Annotated in this window: 24 protein-coding genes and 1 tRNA gene; 9 read left to right on the forward strand and 16 right to left on the reverse strand. The window is 62.1% G+C overall.

Translation table 11 applies throughout. The annotated features are described in order from the left end of the window. Positions 1-60: 60 nt before the first annotated feature. Together nodI and P9250_RS25810 are read left to right on the forward strand one after the other, a co-directional pair. Entirely contained in the window at positions 61-1,011 is a 951-nt protein-coding gene (gene nodI, locus P9250_RS25805) for a nodulation factor ABC transporter ATP-binding protein NodI (protein WP_310395906.1), read from the forward strand. An 85-nt stretch (positions 1,012-1,096) separates the two neighbouring features. Next, complete coding sequence (locus P9250_RS25810) at positions 1,097-1,873, forward strand: ABC transporter permease (protein ID WP_250509048.1); 777 nt, start codon at positions 1,097-1,099, stop codon at positions 1,871-1,873. A gap of 45 nt (positions 1,874-1,918) precedes the next feature. Here the strand turns inward: P9250_RS25810 and gnd are convergent, their stop codons facing one another. From gnd to P9250_RS25825, 3 genes are all read right to left on the reverse strand, one after another. Continuing rightward, on the reverse strand, positions 1,919-2,983 hold the full coding sequence (gene gnd, locus P9250_RS25815; RefSeq protein ID WP_310396882.1) for a phosphogluconate dehydrogenase (NAD(+)-dependent, decarboxylating): 1,065 nt from the start codon (positions 2,981-2,983) through the stop codon (positions 1,919-1,921). Continuing rightward, on the reverse strand, positions 2,905-5,001 hold the full coding sequence (gene tkt, locus P9250_RS25820) for a transketolase (protein WP_244825247.1): 2,097 nt from the start codon (positions 4,999-5,001) through the stop codon (positions 2,905-2,907). Before tkt ends, gnd begins: the two co-directional genes overlap by 79 nt. Positions 5,002-5,376: 375 nt before the next feature. Continuing rightward, positions 5,377-6,429, reverse strand: coding sequence for an NADP(H)-dependent aldo-keto reductase (locus P9250_RS25825; RefSeq protein ID WP_310395908.1), 1,053 nt, complete (start codon positions 6,427-6,429; stop codon positions 5,377-5,379). A 202-nt stretch (positions 6,430-6,631) separates the two neighbouring features. Here P9250_RS25825 and P9250_RS25830 point away from each other — a divergent pair, with 202 nt between their 5' ends. The 5 genes from P9250_RS25830 to P9250_RS25850 all read left to right on the forward strand — a co-directional run bounded on the left by P9250_RS25830 (position 6,632) and on the right by P9250_RS25850 (position 9,862). Beyond that, a complete protein-coding gene (locus P9250_RS25830) occupies positions 6,632-8,068 on the forward strand; it encodes a DHA2 family efflux MFS transporter permease subunit (RefSeq protein ID WP_250509051.1) in 1,437 nt (478 codons plus the stop codon). A 125-nt stretch (positions 8,069-8,193) separates the two neighbouring features. Beyond that, positions 8,194-8,391 carry a hypothetical protein gene (locus P9250_RS25835; RefSeq protein WP_244825252.1) on the forward strand — a complete coding sequence of 66 codons (198 nt, stop codon included), beginning with the start codon at positions 8,194-8,196 and terminating at the stop codon, positions 8,389-8,391. 201 nt (positions 8,392-8,592) lie between these two features. Then, positions 8,593-8,979 (forward strand): hypothetical protein, encoded by a 387-nt coding sequence (locus P9250_RS25840; protein WP_244825254.1) that lies wholly within the window; start codon positions 8,593-8,595, stop codon positions 8,977-8,979. Positions 8,980-8,983: 4 nt separating this feature from the next. Then, positions 8,984-9,319 carry a hypothetical protein gene (locus P9250_RS25845; RefSeq protein ID WP_250492342.1) on the forward strand — a complete coding sequence of 112 codons (336 nt, stop codon included), beginning with the start codon at positions 8,984-8,986 and terminating at the stop codon, positions 9,317-9,319. 69 nt (positions 9,320-9,388) lie between these two features. Then, positions 9,389-9,862: a lytic transglycosylase domain-containing protein gene (locus P9250_RS25850; RefSeq protein ID WP_310395910.1), complete on the forward strand. Its 474-nt coding sequence runs from the start codon at positions 9,389-9,391 to the stop codon at positions 9,860-9,862. 130 nt (positions 9,863-9,992) lie between these two features. Here P9250_RS25850 and P9250_RS25855 read toward each other — a convergent pair whose 3' ends face one another. From P9250_RS25855 to dusA, 7 genes are all read right to left on the reverse strand, one after another. Continuing rightward, on the reverse strand, positions 9,993-10,352 hold the full coding sequence (locus P9250_RS25855; protein ID WP_244825260.1) for a hypothetical protein: 360 nt from the start codon (positions 10,350-10,352) through the stop codon (positions 9,993-9,995). Positions 10,353-10,486: 134 nt separating this feature from the next. Further along, positions 10,487-11,224 carry an SDR family oxidoreductase gene (locus P9250_RS25860; protein WP_310395913.1) on the reverse strand — a complete coding sequence of 246 codons (738 nt, stop codon included), beginning with the start codon at positions 11,222-11,224 and terminating at the stop codon, positions 10,487-10,489. Positions 11,225-11,374: 150 nt separating this feature from the next. Beyond that, complete coding sequence (locus P9250_RS25865; RefSeq protein WP_244825263.1) at positions 11,375-11,578, reverse strand: hypothetical protein; 204 nt, start codon at positions 11,576-11,578, stop codon at positions 11,375-11,377. 53 nt (positions 11,579-11,631) lie between these two features. Then, positions 11,632-12,024, reverse strand: a complete 393-nt coding sequence (locus P9250_RS25870; RefSeq protein WP_250464744.1) for a DUF5594 family protein — start codon at positions 12,022-12,024, stop codon at positions 11,632-11,634. Between the two features lie 39 nt (positions 12,025-12,063). Continuing rightward, positions 12,064-12,366, reverse strand: coding sequence for a hypothetical protein (locus P9250_RS25875; RefSeq protein WP_244825265.1), 303 nt, complete (start codon positions 12,364-12,366; stop codon positions 12,064-12,066). 731 nt (positions 12,367-13,097) lie between these two features. After that, positions 13,098-13,173 (reverse strand) — tRNA-His (locus P9250_RS25880). A 117-nt stretch (positions 13,174-13,290) separates the two neighbouring features. Beyond that, positions 13,291-14,295: a tRNA dihydrouridine(20/20a) synthase DusA gene (dusA, locus tag P9250_RS25885; protein ID WP_310395916.1), complete on the reverse strand. Its 1,005-nt coding sequence runs from the start codon at positions 14,293-14,295 to the stop codon at positions 13,291-13,293. Between the two features lie 421 nt (positions 14,296-14,716). Here dusA and P9250_RS25890 point away from each other — a divergent pair, with 421 nt between their 5' ends. Both P9250_RS25890 and P9250_RS25895 read left to right on the forward strand, forming a co-directional pair. After that, entirely contained in the window at positions 14,717-14,956 is a 240-nt protein-coding gene (locus tag P9250_RS25890) for a hypothetical protein (protein WP_244825267.1), read from the forward strand. Positions 14,957-15,070: 114 nt separating this feature from the next. Beyond that, positions 15,071-15,496 (forward strand): hypothetical protein, encoded by a 426-nt coding sequence (locus P9250_RS25895; RefSeq protein WP_244825268.1) that lies wholly within the window; start codon positions 15,071-15,073, stop codon positions 15,494-15,496. 23 nt (positions 15,497-15,519) lie between these two features. Here P9250_RS25895 and P9250_RS25900 read toward each other — a convergent pair whose 3' ends face one another. The 6 genes from P9250_RS25900 to P9250_RS25925 all read right to left on the reverse strand — a co-directional run bounded on the left by P9250_RS25900 (position 15,520) and on the right by P9250_RS25925 (position 18,909). Beyond that, positions 15,520-16,632, reverse strand: coding sequence for an enoyl-CoA hydratase/isomerase family protein (locus tag P9250_RS25900; protein WP_310395918.1), 1,113 nt, complete (start codon positions 16,630-16,632; stop codon positions 15,520-15,522). A gap of 91 nt (positions 16,633-16,723) precedes the next feature. Then, entirely contained in the window at positions 16,724-17,368 is a 645-nt protein-coding gene (locus P9250_RS25905; protein ID WP_310395920.1) for a TetR/AcrR family transcriptional regulator, read from the reverse strand. A gap of 79 nt (positions 17,369-17,447) precedes the next feature. Further along, on the reverse strand, positions 17,448-17,726 hold the full coding sequence (locus P9250_RS25910) for a hypothetical protein (RefSeq protein ID WP_310395922.1): 279 nt from the start codon (positions 17,724-17,726) through the stop codon (positions 17,448-17,450). 79 nt (positions 17,727-17,805) lie between these two features. After that, positions 17,806-18,090, reverse strand: coding sequence for a DUF1488 domain-containing protein (locus P9250_RS25915; protein ID WP_310395925.1), 285 nt, complete (start codon positions 18,088-18,090; stop codon positions 17,806-17,808). Positions 18,091-18,265: 175 nt separating this feature from the next. Further along, positions 18,266-18,619 carry a hypothetical protein gene (locus tag P9250_RS25920; RefSeq protein WP_244825273.1) on the reverse strand — a complete coding sequence of 118 codons (354 nt, stop codon included), beginning with the start codon at positions 18,617-18,619 and terminating at the stop codon, positions 18,266-18,268. After that, the gene (locus P9250_RS25925; RefSeq protein WP_250525877.1) at positions 18,619-18,909 is read right to left on the reverse strand and encodes a hypothetical protein; all 291 of its coding nucleotides are present in this window, start codon (positions 18,907-18,909) and stop codon (positions 18,619-18,621) included. Before P9250_RS25925 ends, P9250_RS25920 begins: the two co-directional genes overlap by 1 nt. Positions 18,910-19,042 lie beyond the last annotated feature (133 nt).

Consider the following 19,042-nt stretch of genomic DNA (forward strand, 5'->3'; position numbering starts at 1 on the left):
GCCGCGCTGGTGCATTGGATTACACTAACCGGCTGAGTTTTCTCCTCGCAGGACCGCCGCATGACCGACATAAATCACCGAGCTGGCGCGAACTCGAACGCGGCGCCAGCGATCGAATTCAGCGAAGTCAGAAAACATTACGGCAAGCGAAGTGTCGTCGATGGCTTGTCGTTCGACGTTCAGCCTGGCGAGTGCTTCGGCCTGCTCGGCCCGAACGGCGCGGGCAAGACGACGACGCTCAAGATGCTGCTCGGCATTACATCGCCCGACAGCGGCACGATCCGTCTCGTCGGCGAACCCGTGCCAGCGCGCGCACGCTTCGCGCGGCAACGCGTGGGCGTCGTGCCGCAATTCGACAACCTCGATCCCGACTTCACCGTGCGCGAAAACCTGCTCGTCTTCGGCCGCTATTTCGGCTTGGCAGGCGCGCGCATGGAAGCCATCGTGCCTTCGTTGCTCGAATTCGCGCGCCTCGAAAGCAAGGCCCAAGCGCGCGTCGGCGAACTGTCGGGCGGCATGCGGCGGCGGTTGACGCTCGCGCGTGCCCTCGTCAACGATCCCGACGTGCTCGTGATGGACGAACCCACCACCGGTCTCGATCCGCAAGCGCGCCATCTGATCTGGGAACGCCTGCGCTCGTTGCTTTCGCGCGGTAAAACCATTCTGCTCACGACGCACTTCATGGAAGAGGCCGAACGCCTGTGCGACCGGCTTTGCGTGATCGAGGAAGGCCGCAAGCTCGCGGAAGGAAGGCCGCGCGAGTTGATCGAATCGGTGATCGGTTCGGACGTCATCGAAATCTACGGACCCGATCCGCAGGCGCTGGCCGCCGAACTGGAACCGTTCGTCGCGCGCACGGAGATCAGCGGGGAAACGCTTTTCTGCTATGTCGACGACCCGCAGCCCGTGCATGCGCGCGTGAAGGGCCGGACGGACGTGCGCTATCTGCATCGTCCGGCGAATCTCGAAGATGTTTTTCTGCGCCTGACCGGGCGCGAGATGGTGGACTAATCAAGCGATGGACACTTTCGATCGATCAGGCGCAAGCATCGAGAAAACACGCGTGCGAGCCAAACACGCCGATACGCTCTCGCCCATGAGCAACGCGCTTCCCGCCAACGCGAGCAACTGGATGTCGGTATGGCGGCGCAATTATCTGGTGTGGAAGAAGCTCGCCATTGCATCGATGATCGGCAATCTCGCCGATCCGATGATCTATCTCTTCGGGCTAGGCCTCGGTCTCGGCTTGATGGTCGGCCATGTCGACGGCGTGTCGTACATCGCGTTTCTGGCGGCGGGCACGGTGGCGTCGAGCGTGATGATGTCCGCGAGTTTCGAGGCCATGTATTCCGGTTTCTCGCGCATGCACGTGCAGCGTACGTGGGAAGCGATCATGCATACGCCGCTCACGCTCGGCGATATCGTTCTCGGCGAAGTGATCTGGTCCGCGAGCAAATCGGTCTTGTCGGGCGTGGCGATCATGCTGGTGGCGGGCGCGCTCGGCTATGCGAGTTTTCCGTCGATGCTGCTCGCGCTGCCCATCATCGTGCTTACGGGACTCGCATTCGCGAGCACGGCGATGATCGTCACAGCCATCGCGCCGAGCTACGACTTCTTCATGTTCTATCAGACGCTCGCGCTCACGCCCATGCTCTTGCTCTCCGGCGTGTTCTTTCCGGTCGCGCAATTGCCTGCTTTTGCGCAGCATGTGACGCAGGCGCTGCCGCTTTATCACGCGGTCGAGTTGATCCGCGCCGCCATGCTCGGCCGGCCCGTGCACGGACTCGCGTTGCATCTCGCGGTACTCGCGGCGTATTCGGTCGTGCCGTTCTTCCTGTGCGCGTGGCTGTTTCGCCACCGCATGATGAAATAAAGGGCGATGAATCATCGCCCTTTATCCCGACAGACAACCACGGATTTACTTCACGCCGAACTCTTTGTGGCCGCCGAAGCCGAAGCGCATTGCCGAAAGCATGCGCTCGGGGAAGGCTTCGGCATCGCGCGACCGGAAGCGCGTATAAAGCGCCGCTGACAACACTTGCGCCGGCACCGCTTCCTCGATGGCCGCTTCGATCGTCCAGCGCCCTTCGCCGCTATCGGCCACTTCGGTCGAGTAGCGTTCGAGCGAACCATCGCCCGCAAGCGCGCCCGCCGTCAGGTCGAGCAGCCACGACGACACCACGCTGCCACGCCGCCAGACTTCCGCGACGTCGGCCAGATCGAGCGTGTAGCGCTCGTTTTCCGGCAATTCGGTCGATTCCTTGTGCTTCAAAATATGGAAGCCCTCGGCATACGCCTGCATCAATCCGTACTCGATGCCGTTGTGCACCATCTTCACGAAATGTCCCGAACCGACCGGTCCGCAATGCATGTAGCCGTTCTCGACACGCGCATCGCGTCCGTCGCGGCCGGGCGTCAAGGGAATGTCGCCGCGTCCCGGCGCAAGGGTCGCGAGAATCGGATCGATACGGTTCACCACTGCGTCATCGCCGCCGATCATCATGCAGTAACCGCGCTCCAAGCCCCAGATGCCGCCTGACGTGCCGACATCGACGTAATGCAGGCCCTGCGATTTCAGCTCGGCGGCGCGGCGGATATCGTCCTTGTAGAAGCTGTTGCCGCCGTCGATGATCACGTCGTCCGGGCTCAGAATCTGCCGGAGATCTTTGAGCGTGTCCTCCGTGATCTTGCCGGCGGGCAGCATGAGCCAGACGACGCGCGGCGTGGCAAGTTTTGCGACCAGATCGCCGAGATCCTTCGCGCCGGTCGCGCCTTCGCTCGCGAGTGCGTCGGTTGCTTGCGGACTGTGATCGTAGACGACGCATTGATGCCCGTCGCGCATCAGGCGGCGTCCGATGTTGCCGCCCATGCGCCCCAGTCCCACGATGCCAATCTGCATGTCCGTTACTCCTTGCCGTTGTGTTTGACGCGTTCGATCTGCTTTTTCGCTTCTTCGTAGACGCGTTCCGGCGTGAAGCCGAATTTGGCCTGAAGCGCCTTCAACGGTGCGGACGCACCGAACGTGTGCATGGCGAGCACGGTGCCGAGCCGGCCGACGTAGCGGTCCCAGCCGAGCGTGCCGGCCTGTTCGACCGCAACGCGAGCATTCACCGCATTCGGCAACACCGATTCCTTGTAGGCTTCGTCCTGTTTCTCGAAGAGGTCCCACGAAGGCATCGATACGACGCGCGCCGCGATGCCTTCGGCCTTCAGCTTCTCGTAGACGCCCACGCACAGCGCGACTTCGCTGCCGGTGGCAAGCAACAGCACTTCGGGCGTCTTGCCGCCTTCGGTGTCGGCAAGCACGTAAGCGCCGCGCCGCACGCCTTCAGCCGACGCGTATTTCTTGCGATCGAAGGTCGGCAGCGGCTGACGCGTCAGCACGATGCACGACGGCTCCTTGTGATACGACAGCGCGACGCGCCATGCTTCGCCGACTTCGTTGGCATCGGCGGGACGCAGCGTGGTGAGGCCCGGCACGCCGCGCAACGAAGCGAGTTGTTCGATCGGCTGGTGCGTCGGTCCGTCCTCGCCCACGCCGATGGAATCGTGCGTGAACACGTAGACCACCGGCAGTTCCATGATCGCGGAGAGGCGGATCGGCGGCTTCATGTAGTCGCTGAAAATCAGGAACGTCGACGCATACGGCCGCATGTTGGACAGCGCGAGTCCATTGGCAACCGAGCCCATGCCGTGCTCGCGAATGCCGAAGTGCAGATTGCGGCCGTCGTAGCTCGTTGCCTCGAAACTGCCCGCGCCGTCGAACTTCAGATTGGTTTTCGTCGATGGCGACAAGTCCGCCGCGCCGCCGATCAGCCAGGGAATGGACTGCGCGATGGCGTTCAGCACCTTGCCCGACGACTCGCGCGTGGCGATTCCCTTTTCGTCCGGCTCGAAGGTCGGAATGCTCTTTTCCCAGCCTTCCGGCAGCTTCGCTTCGAGCATCAGCGTGAGTTGCTTCGCGAGATCCGGATAGTCCTTGCCGTAGGAATCGAACTGCTTCTTCCAGGCTTCGTGCGCCGCCTTGCCGCGCGCGCCCATGCCGTCGGCGAAATGTTGCACCACGCCGTCGGGCACGAGGAACTGCGCGTCTTCCGGCCAGCCGTACGCGCGCTTCGCAGCCTTGATCTCATCGGCGCCGAGCGGTTCGCCGTGCGCGGCCGCCGTGTCCTGCTTGTTCGGCGCGCCCCAGCCGATGATGCTCTTCACCACGATCAGGGTCGGCTTGTCGGTGGTCGCCTTCGCCTTGTTGATGGCCGCTTCGAGCGCGGCGGCGTCGTTGGCGTCGTCGACGTGCAGCGTGTTCCAGTTGTAGCCGTGAAAGCGCGCTTCGACGTCGTCGCTATACGCGAGGTCGGTGTGTCCTTCGATCGTGATGCGGTTGCTGTCGTAGATCCAGATGAGGTTCGACAGCTTCAGGTGCCCCGCGATCGATGCCGCTTCGTGCGAGATTCCTTCCATCATGTCGCCGTCGCCGCAAAGCGCGTAGACACGGTAATCGAATAGCGGCGAATCGCTTTTGTTGAAGTGCGCTTCTTTCCAGCGCGCGGCCATCGCCATGCCGACGCTGTTGCCGAGACCCTGACCGAGCGGACCTGTCGTGGTTTCGACACCGGTCGTCATGCGGTATTCCGGGTGGCCCGGCGTCTTGCTGTCGAGCTGACGAAAATTCTTGATATCGTCGATCGAGATGGCCGGCTTGCCGGTTGGCTTGCCGAACTCATCGACTTCCTTCACGCCGGACAGATGCAGCAGCGAATAGAGCAGCATCGACGCGTGCCCGACCGACAGCACGAAGCGGTCGCGATTCGGCCAGAGCGGCGCGTCGGGATCATAGCGAAGATGGTTCTGCCACAGATGAAACGCGACTGGCGCGAGCGCCATCGGCGTGCCGGGGTGACCCGAATTGGCTTTTTGCACGGCGTCCATCGACAGCGTGCGGATGGTATTGATCGTGAGCGTGTCAAGATCGGCGGAAGACTTCGGCGTTGCTTGAGACATGAGCGACGACTCCTTTGCTAAGGGCGCGCTGTGGCTGAGGGCGCCGCAGCGGGCAACCAGGACCATCGAGCAAGTGTAGTGCCTTACAGCCGGCACTGCATCGCAAGTGACACGTGGGACGCGCCGTCGCCCTTATCTGGCGGTGATTCCGGGGCGCGGACAAGCGGCGGCTTTACGGCAGGATACGGACGCAATGCATCCTTGAAGCTTTGCAAAAGTAAGGCAAGGGCTAAGTAAGCGAAGCGCGCATCGCCGATATTGCGTGCGCGCGAACGGTCAATCGTGACACATCCGCGCGCAGGCCATCAGGTTTCGCGCCAAGGCCTTGTTCGCAAACGGTTTAAGGCGCGGCAAAGGCGTGACCGGAAGGACGATTCAAGGCGCCGGGTTCGGCTGACGTTCATGAAGCGCTTCGATCTCGGCGATGACTTCGTCGGAAAGTTCGACGTTCACGCTGTCGATGTTTTCCTTCAGCTGTGCCATCGACGTTGCACCGATCAGCGTGCTCGTCGTGAACGGACGGCTGTTGACGAACGCCAGCGACAACTGCGCGGGCGTCAAACCGTGGCGCTTCGCCAGTTCGACATAGGAAGTGACGGCAGCGATTGCCTGCGGCTTGCTGTAACGCTGAAAGCGCTCGAATAGCGTGATGCGCGCGCCGGCCGGGCGCGCACCGCCTTCGTATTTGCCCGAGAGCCAGCCGAAGGCCATCGGCGAATAAGCAAGCAGGCCCACGCCTTCCTTGTGCGTGAATTCGGAGAGCCCGAGTTCGTACACGCGGTTCACGAGACTGTACGGATTCTGAATGCTGACGACGCGCGGCAAGCCCGCCTTTTCCGACGCGCGCAGGAATTGCGCGACGCCCCACGGCGTTTCGTTGGACAGCCCGATATGACGAATCTTGCCGGCCTTGACGAGTTCGCCGAGCGCGGCGAGCGTTTCCTCGATCGGCACCGTGTATTCATCGTCGATATACGGATAGTTCGGGCGGCCGAAGGTCATCGTGCTGCGGTCGGGCCAATGCAGCTGATACAAATCGATGTAATCCGTTTGCAGGCGCGCGAGGCTGCTGTCGACGGCTTCGACGATATTCTTGCGGTCGAACTGGTTGCCCGCGCCGCGGATGTGCCGCGGATTGTGCGGCTGGCGCGCGGGCCCGGCGATCTTGGTGGCAAGCACGATATCGGCGCGCTTGCCGCCGTTCCTCGCGAGCCACGTACCGATGTACTCCTCGGTGCGGCCTTGCGTTTCAGGGCGCGGCGGGACCGGATACATTTCGGCGGCATCGATCAGATTCACGCCTTGAGCGAGCGCGTAGTCGATCTGTTCATGCGCCTCGCTCTCGGTGTTCTGCTCGCCCCAGGTCATGGTGCCAAGCCCGATCAGACTCACGTCGACACCCGAATCTCCCAGCTTCCGATACTTCATTGCGTTCCCTCTTGTTGCCATTGTGTTGGCGTTGCGTTGGCGTCCTGTCGGCCTTTCGTCGGCGATGCAGTCGAACGGCGGGCCGCAACCGCAAAAATTACCATAGCCGTGCGAGATCTGCTGTCGTGGCTAAAATAGCGGGCCGCGTCACGGCTTTGCAGCGCATCCGAACCTACCCATTTGCACAAGGAAGTCTCAGCCGATGCCCTCTCCCGCTGCTCCAACTGACAACGAACGCGCGCAGCGAGGCTCATCGCTCATCATTACGCTGGTCGCGGCCACGTTTTTCATGGAGAACCTCGACGGCACGATCATCGCGACCGCGCTGCCGCAGATGGCGCATTCGTTCAACGTGCATCCGGCCGAGATGAGTCTCGGCATCACCGCGTATCTGCTGACGCTCGCGGTGTTCATCCCGATTTCCGGCTGGGCCGCCGACCGCTTCGGTTTGCGCACGGTGTTCGGCAGCGCGATCGCCGTTTTCACGGCCGCTTCCGTGCTGTGCGCGACGACTTCGACCCTGCCCGCGTTCGCAGCGGCGCGCGTCTTGCAGGGCATCGGCGGCGCGATGATGGTGCCGGTCGGGCGCCTGGCCGTGCTGCGCGCCACGCCGAAGAACGACCTCATGCGCGCCATCGCCATCATCACCTGGCCGGGGCTCGTCGCGCCGGTGATCGGACCGCCGCTCGGCGGCTTCATCACCACGTATTCGTCGTGGCGCTGGATCTTCTATCTCAATGTGCCGCTCGGCATCATCGGTTTCTTGCTCACGTTGCGCTTCATCGACAACGTGCGCGCGGATGCGAAGCGCCGCTTCGACCTCGTCGGCTTCGCGCTGTGCGGAATCGCCTGCACGACGCTGCTCTATGCGATGGAGTTGATCGGCCGCAACGAGACGTCGTGGCGCTACGCCGGCGTGCTTGTGATCGTCGGCGTGGTGGCGAGCGTCGCGTCGTGGTGGCATTTGCGGCGCGCGGCGCATCCGGTCGTCGATCTGTCGGCGCTCAAGGTAAGGACCTTTGCCGTGGCGATGGGCGGCGGGTCGCTGTTTCGGATCGCCATCAGCGCGGCGCCGTTTTTACTACCGCTGATGTTTCAGGTCGGCTTCGGGCTGAACGCCTTCGAATCCGGCCTGCTCACGCTCGCGGTGTTCGCGGGCAATCTTTCGATGAAGCTCATCACCACGCCCGTAATGCGGCGCTTCGGCTTCCGGCCGGTGCTGATCGTCAACGGCGTGATCGCCGCGCTTTCGCTTGCCGTGATGAGCTTGCTCACGGCATCGACGCCGACGTTCGTGATCGTCGCCGTGCTGTTCGCGAGCGGCTTGTCGCGCTCCTTGCAGTTCACGGCGCTCAATACGCTGAGTTTCGCGGATGTGCCGAAATCGCAGATGAGCGCGGCATCGGCGTTATCGAGCACGCTCTTTCAGATGACGATGGGCGTGGGCGTCGCGGTCGGCGCCATTGCCCTGCGCTTTGCCGAATGGCTGCATGGACACGACGCGCAGTCCATCGCGACGGAAGATTTCAGCGTGGCATTTCTGATCGTCGGGCTGGTGGGATTGATCGGCGTGGTGGATCTGTTCAGCCTCAAGCGCGATGCGGGAGCGCTCGTGTCGGGGCATAAGGGGAAGGTTTGACGGATTCGTCCTGTGTTGGGTTTCGGAGCGACGCCGTCGAGATCAAGGCCGCGTTTTTTGCGGTGATCTCCTGAGCGACCTTTGCCTAGCCTCAAGTTTCGCTCCGACGCGCCGTAATCCGCGTTATGAACACGCACAGTCTCGACTCCATCGCCGCTCTCAGCGAAGCCGTAGCCGTCATCCGTCACGCGCGCGGGCTGAAGAATCCGAACGACCTGCCCACCGGCACGCCTGAATGGAAAGCCGCGAGCGATGCCTTCGCCGACGACTTCGTTCGCGCGCTCGACGGCGAACCGAGCGTGCGCGCCTGGTGGTGTTTCTGATCTTCCGATCGTCGATGCAAGCCGGCGCGTTGGACGCTGTTTCCCGCGCGAATCCGGCAATTCCTACGAGCCTCTTTTCCGAAATTCCGGTTTCCCGAGTCAAGTCTTCCTAAATCGCTCAACGTTTGCGCCTGGCTATCAAGACCACCGGCCCCCACGCCGAAAACTTGCATATCACCATGATCCTTTCGGGAGCCGCCTGTGAAGTGGGCCGTTTCTTTTCTATCTATCGTCGTTGTCAGTTCCTTGACCGGCTGCGCACCGCTGCCGGCCGCCAATCCGGTCGCGCAGACCGATAAGCCGCCGGTCGCCACGGGCATCATCAGTTTCGAGATTCCCGCCGATGCCCTCGGCGCCCGCGATGCGCAGCTCAGCGCAATCCTCACCAAAGCCGGCTCGCTTGCAGCCGCGCAGAAGCAGCCGACCACCATTCTCGTCACCGCGCTCGCGCAGGATTTGCCCTATATCAATCAGGCAATCTGGAAAGGCGTGCCGGCGAAACGCACCGTCCGGCTGAGCCTCGAGAACCGCACCGCCGGCGCGCGCGAGCCGTACAGCGTGTCGATCAAACCAACGCAAGGAGGCTGACATCATGCGACGCACTCTCTTGGTCATCGGCGGCTTGCTGGTTTTTGCGACCGCATCCGCCGGTCCGCTCGATGTCAGCGCGCCCGGCGTACAAACCTTGGCCGCGCTCATGCCCGGCTCGCCGCGTGTGTATCCGCCGCTGCCGACGCTCGCCATGCTGCCGCCTTCGACCGGCGACGACGAACTTCCCGCCAAGCCATCTGCGAAAAAAAGCAGAAAGGCGCGCCCGGTCGCGGATTGCCGATGCGACGGTCCCGAACCGCGTCTCGTGGTATCAGGCGAATCGCGCAGTTATATGAAAGACATCGAACAGCGGCTGGACGCCGCGTTGATCCGCTGAACGCCAGATGGGCGGACAACAAACGCCTATCGACCGCTTCGTATAAGACCAACACGGGAGCCACGATTCATGTTTCCACCAGCGATAGCCGCCACGCGGCTTGCCCTCGCCGCCTGCGCGGCGCTCGGATTGTCGCTTGCATCCGGCGCTGTGCACGCCGATGACTGTTTCGAACTGGCGGGCGCGTATCAGGGCGTCAATCCGCTCGTGCTGCGCGCGGTTGCCTGGCGCGAGTCGAAAGGCGACGCCAGCGCGATCAACCGCAACGCCAACGGTTCCATCGATGTCGGCCAGTTGCAGATCAATTCGATTCATTTTCTCGACCTGGCGCGCCAGGGCATTCCGCACCGCGCGCTCGCCGATCCGTGCGTGAACGTGTTCGTCGCGGCGTGGCTGCTCAAGCAAAAGATGGTCAAGTACGGCAACACGTGGCGCGCGATTGGCGCTTATCACTCGGAATCGCCGAAACATCGCGATGCCTATGCACGAAGCATCCAGAGCATTCTCGTGAGCTGGGGCGAATTGCAGCCGGCGATGCCCTGAGGCTTCGGCATCGACGATTCAGCGCCTTCGCGCCTTCGCGCCTTCGCGCCTTAGCGCCTTAGCGCCTTCGCGCCTTCGCGCCTTAGCGCCTTAGCGCCTTAGCGCCTTAGCGCCTTAGCGCCTTAGCGCCTTAGCGTTTGAGCCAGTCGAGCCAGCCAAGCGCGATCGCCGCGTTGACGATCACACCGGCCGTGGCCGCGATTGCCGCGATCATCGTCCAAAAGGCCGAACGGCGCGATGCCTGCGCGGATTCGCGGGCGAGTTGCGCGGCGTCGTTGGCCGAATTGACGGATGCGAACATCGCGCGAAACTGCTCGTCCTGATGCGCGACCTCCTTGCCGTGCAACCACGCGCGTTTGGATGCGGCTTCGGGGTCGCTCGTGGCGGCTTCGTCGAGATCGGCGCGGACGGACGCTTCGCCCGCGGCGTCGTAGCGGCGAAAGCGTGCTTCGCGGGTGCTGCCGTGGTCTTCTTCGGGTGGATGGCTCATGTGACGCTGATTTTGATCGTGGCTTCGAGAACAGTCGATTCTGCCAGCAGTCCGAGGCGCGTCGTGTCCCGGTTCGCAGGCAGCACGACATGACCGCGCAACCACGCGCGGCCATGTCGATCACCGCACCGGCTTCAAAGCTGACTCATCCCGCCATCGATCACTAGTTCAGAGCCCACGATGAACCCCGCCTCCGCCGACGCCAGCAGCAGCACCGTCGCCGCCACTTCGCTCGACTTGCCGAAGCGCCCGAGCGGAATCTGGCTTTGCAGTTGCGCGGCGGCTTCATCGGCGAGGCCGAGCTTGTCGTGCAAAGGCGTCGCGATGGGACCGGGGCTCACCACGTTCACACGCACGCCGCGCGGCAGCAATTCCGCCGAGAGCGTCTTCGCAAGCGAGATGAGCGCTGCCTTGCTCGCGGCATAGATCGACGAAGCGGGCATGCCGATATGCGCGTTGATCGAACCGTTCAGCACGATGGATGCGCCTTCGTTCAGTAGCGGCACGAGCGCCTGAATCTGAAAATACGGACCCTTCACGTTGATCGCGAAGGTTTCGTCCCACGCTTTCTCGTCGATGTCGACGAACGGAGCGAACGTGGCGACGCCTGCATTGACGAACACGGCGTCGAGCCGGATGTGCGCGTCGCCGAGATGCCGCGCGAGTTCCTGCGCGGCGGCGATGGTGCCCGTGACATTGCGTATGGCGACGGCGTTAGCGCCGAGCGTCTCGCGCGCCTTGCCGAGAGAGACTTCATCGCGACCCGTGATGACGACGCGCGCGCCTTCCGCGGCGAATGCCTGCGCCGCCGCCAGACCAATGCCGCTGTTGCCGCCCGTAACCAAAACTGTCTTGCCTTCGAAGCGATTCATGACGTTCTCCTTTGAACGTTGATCAGTGTGAAGGCAGTATGGCGGGCTTTGCGAGCAATGCCGTACGGGTAAATCGAGGAAAATGTGCGGAATTGTCGAACGAGTTTAGCGGCGCACGGCTGCGAACCGTGCGTATTGCCAATCCTAGCCTCAGCGATCGTTGCTCATGCCTTTTAGCTGATCGTTGCCGGCGTCGCGCGCGGCATCTGCGGTAGCGAAATTTTCTTCCGATACGAGCGCGCGTCTCACTTCGCGCGCTTCGAAATCGACTAGCACGAGTACCCAGACGAATCCGCCCGCTTGCTCGGCCGTCTGCACGAACGCGCGGACGTTGCCTTCTTTTGACGATGTCATCCTGACCTCCTCCTTGGTGGAACCACGACACGCGCGGTGACGACGAACGTCGCTCAGGCTTCGAAATCCAGACCGCCAAGCAGCACGGAAGTCTCGGCCTGCGAGCGCGTGACCATATCGACATCGCGTGCGCCTTGCCAGGCCGCGAACTTGATGTCGAGTGCGTCCAGATAGCGCATAAAGCGCGCCTCCCCGTGCGGATGCATGAGACGCTCGATCTCCTCGTCGTCCCACGTGAGAAAGATGTTGAGCGGCAACGGATAACCACGCGCGCGCTCGTCGTTCGCATGCGGTGGGGTTTGAGCGCTGAGGTGCAATTTGGCAGGCTGGTGCGGATATTCGCCGGGAACGATATCGACGCGCACGCCGTGAAGCAGCGCCGCCACTCGCTCGGCGATACGCGGCATGAATTCGCTTTCGAAGCGAAGCGCCTGCTCCCGGTTCAACGCCCTTCTCCGTGTGCTTTCAATGCGTGCGGCGCGCCGTCAGACTGGCGGCAAATCCTCGAGCGATTTTTCGATCTGCCCGTCTTGCACGCGCGCTTCGATGCCGATATGGCCGTTCGCGTAGGGCAGCGAGCTGACTTTCGGACCGAGAAAAGTGCGACCGCCGAGGGTAAAGAGCGTGCGGACTTCCTTGCCGCTCTTGATGGCGTCCACGACCTCCTGCACTTCCACGATGGTGGTGGGCGCGGCCCAGTCGTTGGTCGCGGAATCGAAGCTGCCCCAGCGCACGTTGGTCACGCGATCGTTGACCCAGCGCACGCCGTCTATCGCCAAGGTAGTCATGGCTGCCTCCGTTGCCGTGTTCGGAATGGTGGTTTGATGATGCTAGCACGGGGGAGGTGTGGGGGTTAGCGGAAACCAATGCCGTCAGTGGAGGCATGTAATGCAGTTGATGCGCCTACACCAAAGAGTAAACCCCGCTTTGGCGGGGTCGGTGTTGCGTAGCCTTTGTTAGCAGTTACCGGCTTGCATGCACTGTTGAATGTGCATGCTTCGCTGATAGTTGTCCATCATCATCCCTTGTGCCGTCGTTCCGCTCGACAACGAAGCGTCTCTAGCGCGGTTGAAGTCGTTTGCGCTTTCAGCCATGGATGGCGCTCTCGAATAGATTCTCGGACTGCACCCAGAACCCGCAGGGACAGACAGCACCACTGTTTGTCCTGCGTCCGTCAAGTACATGCATCCAGTGGCCATCCCATAAGGCGTTCGGATCGGCCCAGTTCGGACCAGATCAGCCGAAGCAGCCCATGCCGTTGATGATGCGGCAGCAATTGAAAAAAATGTTATTAGCGAGCGCCTCATTACCCCTCCGTGAAAAAGGAGCAACCCTGAAGCGGATTCGACCTACCGTCCATACGACAATTCTGAACCGACTCAGTAGGCTGGCAGCTCAGCTGCTGCATCGCCCAATTCGGCAAAATCTGTCTCACAAGTTTGGATCATTTGAAAGCAAAAACGGCGCTCTGCATTCGCAGAGCGCCGTTCCGTAATACTTTAATCTTCAGAATTCTTTGTGGGGTGGCTGATGGGACTCGAACCCACGACGACAGGAATCACAATCCTGGACTCTACCAACTGAGCTACAGCCACCACTGAACTACCTGATTCCATCTTGCCGAAAGTTGCTCAGCAATCAAGAAGCGAGATTATACGAACTAAAATTGCGCTTGCCTAGCCCTTTCACGCATCTTCGTTCGCTAGACGGCTTCAAGATTCGATAGCTTCCGCACCTTCGCGCAAATGAGCACGCGCTTCGTCGAAAATCGCGAGATCGCCGGTTGCCAGCCGCCGGCTATCGGAAAGCACGCGCCGCCATCCACGCGCACCGGCAGTGCCGCGATACAGCCCAAGCGCGTGACGTGTCACCGCGCCGAGATACGTGCCGCGCGCATGTTCGTTGCGTGCATAGCCAATGAGTCCGGCTTCGATTTCCTCGCGTGAAGGAATCGCCGTCGTCGCGCCATAAAAGCGTGTATCGACGCCCGCGAGCACATACGGGTTGTGATAAGCCTCACGGCCCAACATGACGCCATCGACGTGTTTCAGATGTTCCTCGACCTCGTCGAGCGTCTTGATGCCGCCGTTGATCGAAATCTCCAGATGCGGAAAATCCCGCTTCAGTTGATACGCATATTCGTATTTGAGCGGCGGAATCTCGCGGTTCTCCTTCGGGCTCAGGCCTTTCAGGATCGCGTTGCGAGCATGGACGATGAACACTTCGCAACCCGCATCGGCGACGGTGCCGACAAAATCGCGCACGAACGCGTAGTCCTCGACGGAATCGACGCCGATGCGGTGCTTGACCGTCACGGGAATCGATACGGCATCGCGCATGGCTTTCACACCGTCTGCTACTAGTTGCGGCTCTTTCATCAGACATGCACCGAACGCGCCGCGCTGCACGCGCTCGGACGGGCAGCCGCAATTCAGATTGATTTCGTCATAGCCCCACTGCTCGCCGAGCTTCGCGCTCTTTGCCAGATCGGCCGGCTCGCTGCCTCCGAGTTGCAACGCAACCGGCGCTTCCGCGGGCGTGAACGCAAGGTGACGCGCGACATCGCCGTAAAGCAGGGCGCCCGTGGTCACCATCTCTGTGTAGAGGTAAGCGTGCCGCGACACGAGCCGATGCAACGAGCGGCAATGCCTGTCGGTCCAGTCCATCATCGGAGCGACGGACACGCGGCGGGGGCTGATTTTTTGAACGGCGGACATGTGGAGCGACTGACCGTGGCGCGGTCTGCATCGGTTTAAGGCGAAGGTGTGATTTTACCGCAGTGCGGCGAAGCGCTTTGTCTGCGGGCGGATAACTTCAGATCCACTCAGTCCATTGTTGTAGTCGGTTGAGCTATCGATACGTGGCCCTGAGATCAGTGTCATTCCCGGCGGCGACACCCGGTGGTTGGGACCGGTCACCGGCCCCGTCAGGCGTGATCCGAATGCCGTTGGACCTCCTTCGCCTCCATCCCGCAGATTGGCCGTGAGACCTTCCGCGTGCGATCAAGCGGCGCACGTCGCAGCTTCCGCATTCCTCCAAAAAAACCGAATATGCGATCCGCGCGAATTTTCAGCCGACGCGCCTGTCTCATCAAAGACCGCGGCGCTCCAGCCGCGGCTTCGCTCGTGGAGACTCGACATGAAAAAAACGACCCTCGCGCTGCTCCTCATCTGCTCGGCCGTAGTGGCGCAAGCCCAAACCGCGCGCCCCGACGATAACGCCTCGATGGTCAAGCCGCCGAGCGCACCCGGCTCGCCTTCCGCCGAGACCACGCGCCCGAACAATCCCGACAACATGCCGGTGAAGCGCCCCAACCCGCCGCCCAACAGCGACCGCATGCTGCATCACAGTCCGGCGAGCGACGCCATTGCAAAGTAAGCGCGTCCGCGTCATATCTGCTTAGGCATCGCTTCGACACCGGCTCGCGCGCCCCTATAATGGCGCGTCACGACAACCAACGAGAGCCGCGGTTCGCCGCAAGCGGTCCTGCCAATGCATAAAGTCATTCTGCCGTTCGTTTCTGGTTTTCTTGCCGCACTCTTCTTTCGGGAATCGACGCTCGCGCTGCTGCATGCAGCAGGTCTCATCGATCAAGCCGGCTTTTCCATCACCCCTTTTCTGCCGCTCGGCATTCCAACTTTCATCGCGAATGCGTTATGGAGCGCGGTGTTCGGCGTGCTGCTCTCGTGGCTCTTGCGCGTCGCGCCGGAGAACCGCGCGCCGTGGATTGGCTCGCTCGTATTCGGCGGCATCGTGCTGACCGCGGTCGGCGCATTCGTGATCGATCCCGCGCGCGGCATCTGGCCAAGCGGCAATATGCTGCCGCGACTCGCGCCCAACTTCATCGCCAACGCAATCTGGGGCTGGGGCGCGCTCGTCTTCATGCGCGCTTTCTCGGCCGGCAACGAGTCGCGTTGATCGCGCGTTCTCGCTAAGAACGCTCAGTCCTTGAGCAAACGCAGCGGATGCGTCGCCGGCGTCCAGGCACTCTCGAACATACGTTCGACATCCTTGACGCCCACCTCCTCCGCCCGCGCGATCTTCCAGCTCGGCTGATTGTCCTTGTCGACGATACGCGCCCGAATGCCTTCGATCACATCGCCGCGTTCGAACGTCGTGCGCGTGAGATCGAGGTCGCGGCGCAAGGTCTCCGCCATCGACGAATACCGCGCGCGATCCACCTGCTGCAGTGAGACATCCACCGACAAAGGCGAACGTTCGCGCAGTTCCGCCGCCACGCGCTCGGCCCACTCGCGCGCGGCGCCATCCGTCTCACGCGCGAGCGATGCGAGAATCGCCGCGCCATAGCCCGTGGCGAAATGCTTGTCGATGAGCGTGCGTCCCTCGGCAAGCGCGCTGCGGTCGAGCGTCGGGCTCACCTTGTATTTGGTCGTCTCGTTTTCGACGAAGCGAACGATCGCCACGCCATCGAGAAAGCGCTGATGCCGTAGCGATTCGATCAAGCCCGGCAACGCGCCATCGTCGAGATAAGCGTCGGCCATGCGCGCATAGAGCGCGTCTGCCGCGCCCATGCTCGCGCCCGTCGCGGCCAGATAACGCCCGATCGCGCCAGGCGCGCGCGCGAGAAACCAGCTCACGCCGACATCGGGAAAGAGTCCAATACGCGTCTCGGGCATCGCCATCTTGGTCGACTGCGTGACGATTCGCAGCCCGCCCGTATGATGCGCGCCTTGCGAGATACCCATGCCGCCGCCCATCACGACACCGTTCATCACCGCGATATACGGCTTCGGGAAGGTGAAGATCGCGTGGTTGAGCTTGTACTCGTCGGTGAAAAACGCGTCGATCGAATCGCGGTCGCCCGCCTGCGCCGACTCGTAGAGAAAGCGGATATCGCCGCCCGCGCAAAACGCCCGCACGTGCGGGCTATACACCACGACGGTGCGGATTGCCTGGTCGTGACGCCAGGCGCGCAAGGCCTCGCTGATCGCGCGCAACATGGGCGCGGACAGCGCATTCAGAGCCTTCGGGCGATCGAGTGCAATGAAGCCGATGCCGTTGGCGGAGTCGATACGGATATCTTCGGTGGTCATCGTGTTGGAGTGTCGGGTCGGTTCGTTCTGTCAGTCAGTTTGGCAGGCCAGATGCCAGCCAGTACTCAACCTGCGGTCAACCTGTTGTTCACTACGCGAGCCACGCGTCGAGCGATAACTCGAGTATCTCGGCCGCAGGCATTGCCCGCGATACGCCGCACAGCGCCAGCGCGACGATGCCATGCAAAGTCGCCCACAACGCCTGAGCGCAATCGGCCGGCAGTGTCTCCAGCGGCAGGCGCTTGAGCCGCCCCGCGGCGCGTAGTTCGACGAAGGCATCGGTCATCGACGAAAGCGCAGCCATGCCGTCATCGGTGCCATGGGTTCCATCGCCGCGGCGGTCCGCGTCCATGAACATCAGCCGATACGTCTCGGGCTCGGCCAGGCCAAATTCGACATAGACGCGCGCCATTGCTCTAAGACGCGCGGCGGGATCGGCAATGCTCGCTTGCGGCGCAAATGCCGCGCGCAATGTCGCATGTCCTTCCACGCACAAAGCGTGCGCGATGTCCGCGCGGCTCCGAAAATGCAAGTACAAAGCGGCAGGCGAATAGTCGATTGCCTGCGCGAGCCGGCGCATCGAAAGTGCTGCGAAGCCTTCACGCTTCACGATAGCTCGCGATACGTCGAGTATGCGCCCGCGCAAGGCATCCCGCTGCTCTTGCCGCAGCTCACGCGCCTTGCCCGGTGGTGTCGATATGTGTCGCGGCAGATCCATGCGGGATATTGTCGACATCGCCTGTCGGCTAGTCAAACCCGAATTTGCATGACGCGAATGGTCACCGCGCAAGCGGCGCGGCTAGCCAGCAAAACGATCAGACGATCATCTTGCCGCTGTCGCTATCGCGAGGCGCGGCTCGATAAAGCGGCTCGTCGGATTCGCCCAGCAGCACGGAGGCGAAGACGATGCATAGACCCAGGAAAACGACACCGACGGCTGCCCAGATGAGCCATAGTGCGTTCGACTCGATAAGCGAGTGGAAAAAGGAGAGAAACATGACGACCCCGCGCGACTTTTTATAATGGTTGCTCGTTGTGGCTTGCATAATAAAGCGCAGATGCCCGAGCAAATGTCGTGCCGCACGAATCGCCATGCGTGCGGCCTGTAGCGAGATAGTACCCGCAAAGCGGAGATACGCAGTCGAATTAACGGAACGCTAGCGTGCGCCGCTTTCAGGCGAGCACGCGTCCCGGCGGAAAATGACCGCTCTTGAGAAGCACGGGCATGCCATTCGTGAGTTCCAGATGCTCGCGCGCCACGGCTTCGATGCGCGCACGGCCTGCATCGAAAGCGCTGATCCAGCCGCGGCTGTCGTAAGTCTCGGCGCCGAAATGATCCTCCAGCGCTTCCACCGATATGGCGCACGGTACGCGTCGTCCGTCGACGAGCGCGGCGAATTCGATGGTGAGGTTGGAGTCGCAATAACCGGGCGCGTCCGGAAGGAAACGGATGTCCATGATGTTCTCGTGGCTCAGGCGCGGTTGCTGTCCGAAGAAACCGGCCCCGGAGTGTTACAGCACCGACGCAAAGTCGTTCAGGCATTCTCTGCAGGATTGGTTTCGAGCAAAGGACCGAGGCGCTTATGGTAACTGCGTCGATGCGGCGCGGTCCAGCGGCGCGCAGTGTAAAGCGTCAGGCTGCGAGCACGTCCTCGTTCACATCGACGACGAGCAGCGAGCTCGCCAGCGGATCGGCGTAATTGAAATCGAGCAGGCGGCTCATGTCGCGCACCCGCTCGCATACGCGCTCACGCGCCTCCTCCGACAGATGCGGATAGTCGCGCAGTACCTGCGGCTCGAACCGATAATGCACACCCCAGGCAATGTTGCCCGGATGATTCGCCACCCCGCTCGTGCGCCAGCTCACGAACAACGCGGGCGTGGCTTCGAGGCCGATCTCCGCGATGTCCGCGCCGCTCGGAAAGAGGTCGATCAGGCAGTTGGCGATGTCATAAAGCACCGCGTGCCGGAGATGAACGGGGCGCATCACGTCATCGGTTGCAACAAGCGGTCGATATACTCGCGCCCCGCCTGTTCGACGTGCGCAAGCGCGGCATCCTCGGTGGCGAAACGCCGTTCCGGGCCGAGATCGACGAGCGCCTCGAAGCGATGCACATCGTCCGGACCACCACGCGCCAGGCTCACCGAGCCGACATAGATCGGCTTGAGCGCCTGTCCGGCGTTGTCTTCGTTGCGATCGCCATCGTGCGCCTGCACGAGCCGGGCGGACGCGCTGATGTAATACCCTCGGTAAGGACCGGTCACTCTTTCGGCCATCGTGTTGACCTCCTTTTTATGTTGGCGACGAATCACACGTCATGCGGCAATTACAACCGGCGTTTGCTATCTATCAGGCGCGCGATCCGGAAAATAGTTCACGCGAAACTGTCTTTACCGCTTAACGCCGTTC

Source organism: Caballeronia sp. LP006 (assembly GCF_031450995.1).
Lineage (GTDB): Bacteria > Pseudomonadota > Gammaproteobacteria > Burkholderiales > Burkholderiaceae > Caballeronia.

Excerpts from the sequence above, each read along its gene's own strand:
- nodI (WP_310395906.1), top strand. The coding sequence starts at position 61 with ATGACCGACATAAATCACCGAGCTGGCGCGAACTCGAACGCGGCGCCA.
- P9250_RS25810 (WP_250509048.1), top strand. The coding sequence starts at position 1,097 with ATGAGCAACGCGCTTCCCGCCAACGCGAGCAACTGGATGTCGGTATGG.
- tkt (WP_244825247.1), bottom strand. The coding sequence starts at position 5,001 with ATGTCTCAAGCAACGCCGAAGTCTTCCGCCGATCTTGACACGCTCACG.
- P9250_RS25825 (WP_310395908.1), bottom strand. The coding sequence starts at position 6,429 with ATGAAGTATCGGAAGCTGGGAGATTCGGGTGTCGACGTGAGTCTGATC.
- P9250_RS25830 (WP_250509051.1), top strand. The coding sequence starts at position 6,632 with ATGCCCTCTCCCGCTGCTCCAACTGACAACGAACGCGCGCAGCGAGGC.
- P9250_RS25835 (WP_244825252.1), top strand. The coding sequence starts at position 8,194 with ATGAACACGCACAGTCTCGACTCCATCGCCGCTCTCAGCGAAGCCGTA.
- P9250_RS25845 (WP_250492342.1), top strand. The coding sequence starts at position 8,984 with ATGCGACGCACTCTCTTGGTCATCGGCGGCTTGCTGGTTTTTGCGACC.
- P9250_RS25850 (WP_310395910.1), top strand. The coding sequence starts at position 9,389 with ATGTTTCCACCAGCGATAGCCGCCACGCGGCTTGCCCTCGCCGCCTGC.
- P9250_RS25855 (WP_244825260.1), bottom strand. The coding sequence starts at position 10,352 with ATGAGCCATCCACCCGAAGAAGACCACGGCAGCACCCGCGAAGCACGC.
- P9250_RS25860 (WP_310395913.1), bottom strand. The coding sequence starts at position 11,224 with ATGAATCGCTTCGAAGGCAAGACAGTTTTGGTTACGGGCGGCAACAGC.
- P9250_RS25865 (WP_244825263.1), bottom strand. The coding sequence starts at position 11,578 with ATGACATCGTCAAAAGAAGGCAACGTCCGCGCGTTCGTGCAGACGGCC.
- P9250_RS25875 (WP_244825265.1), bottom strand. The coding sequence starts at position 12,366 with ATGACTACCTTGGCGATAGACGGCGTGCGCTGGGTCAACGATCGCGTG.
- dusA (WP_310395916.1), bottom strand. The coding sequence starts at position 14,295 with ATGTCCGCCGTTCAAAAAATCAGCCCCCGCCGCGTGTCCGTCGCTCCG.
- P9250_RS25890 (WP_244825267.1), top strand. The coding sequence starts at position 14,717 with ATGAAAAAAACGACCCTCGCGCTGCTCCTCATCTGCTCGGCCGTAGTG.
- P9250_RS25895 (WP_244825268.1), top strand. The coding sequence starts at position 15,071 with ATGCATAAAGTCATTCTGCCGTTCGTTTCTGGTTTTCTTGCCGCACTC.
- P9250_RS25900 (WP_310395918.1), bottom strand. The coding sequence starts at position 16,632 with ATGACCACCGAAGATATCCGTATCGACTCCGCCAACGGCATCGGCTTC.
- P9250_RS25905 (WP_310395920.1), bottom strand. The coding sequence starts at position 17,368 with ATGTCGACAATATCCCGCATGGATCTGCCGCGACACATATCGACACCA.
- P9250_RS25910 (WP_310395922.1), bottom strand. The coding sequence starts at position 17,726 with ATGGCGATTCGTGCGGCACGACATTTGCTCGGGCATCTGCGCTTTATT.
- P9250_RS25915 (WP_310395925.1), bottom strand. The coding sequence starts at position 18,090 with ATGGACATCCGTTTCCTTCCGGACGCGCCCGGTTATTGCGACTCCAAC.
- P9250_RS25920 (WP_244825273.1), bottom strand. The coding sequence starts at position 18,619 with ATGCGCCCCGTTCATCTCCGGCACGCGGTGCTTTATGACATCGCCAAC.
- P9250_RS25925 (WP_250525877.1), bottom strand. The coding sequence starts at position 18,909 with ATGGCCGAAAGAGTGACCGGTCCTTACCGAGGGTATTACATCAGCGCG.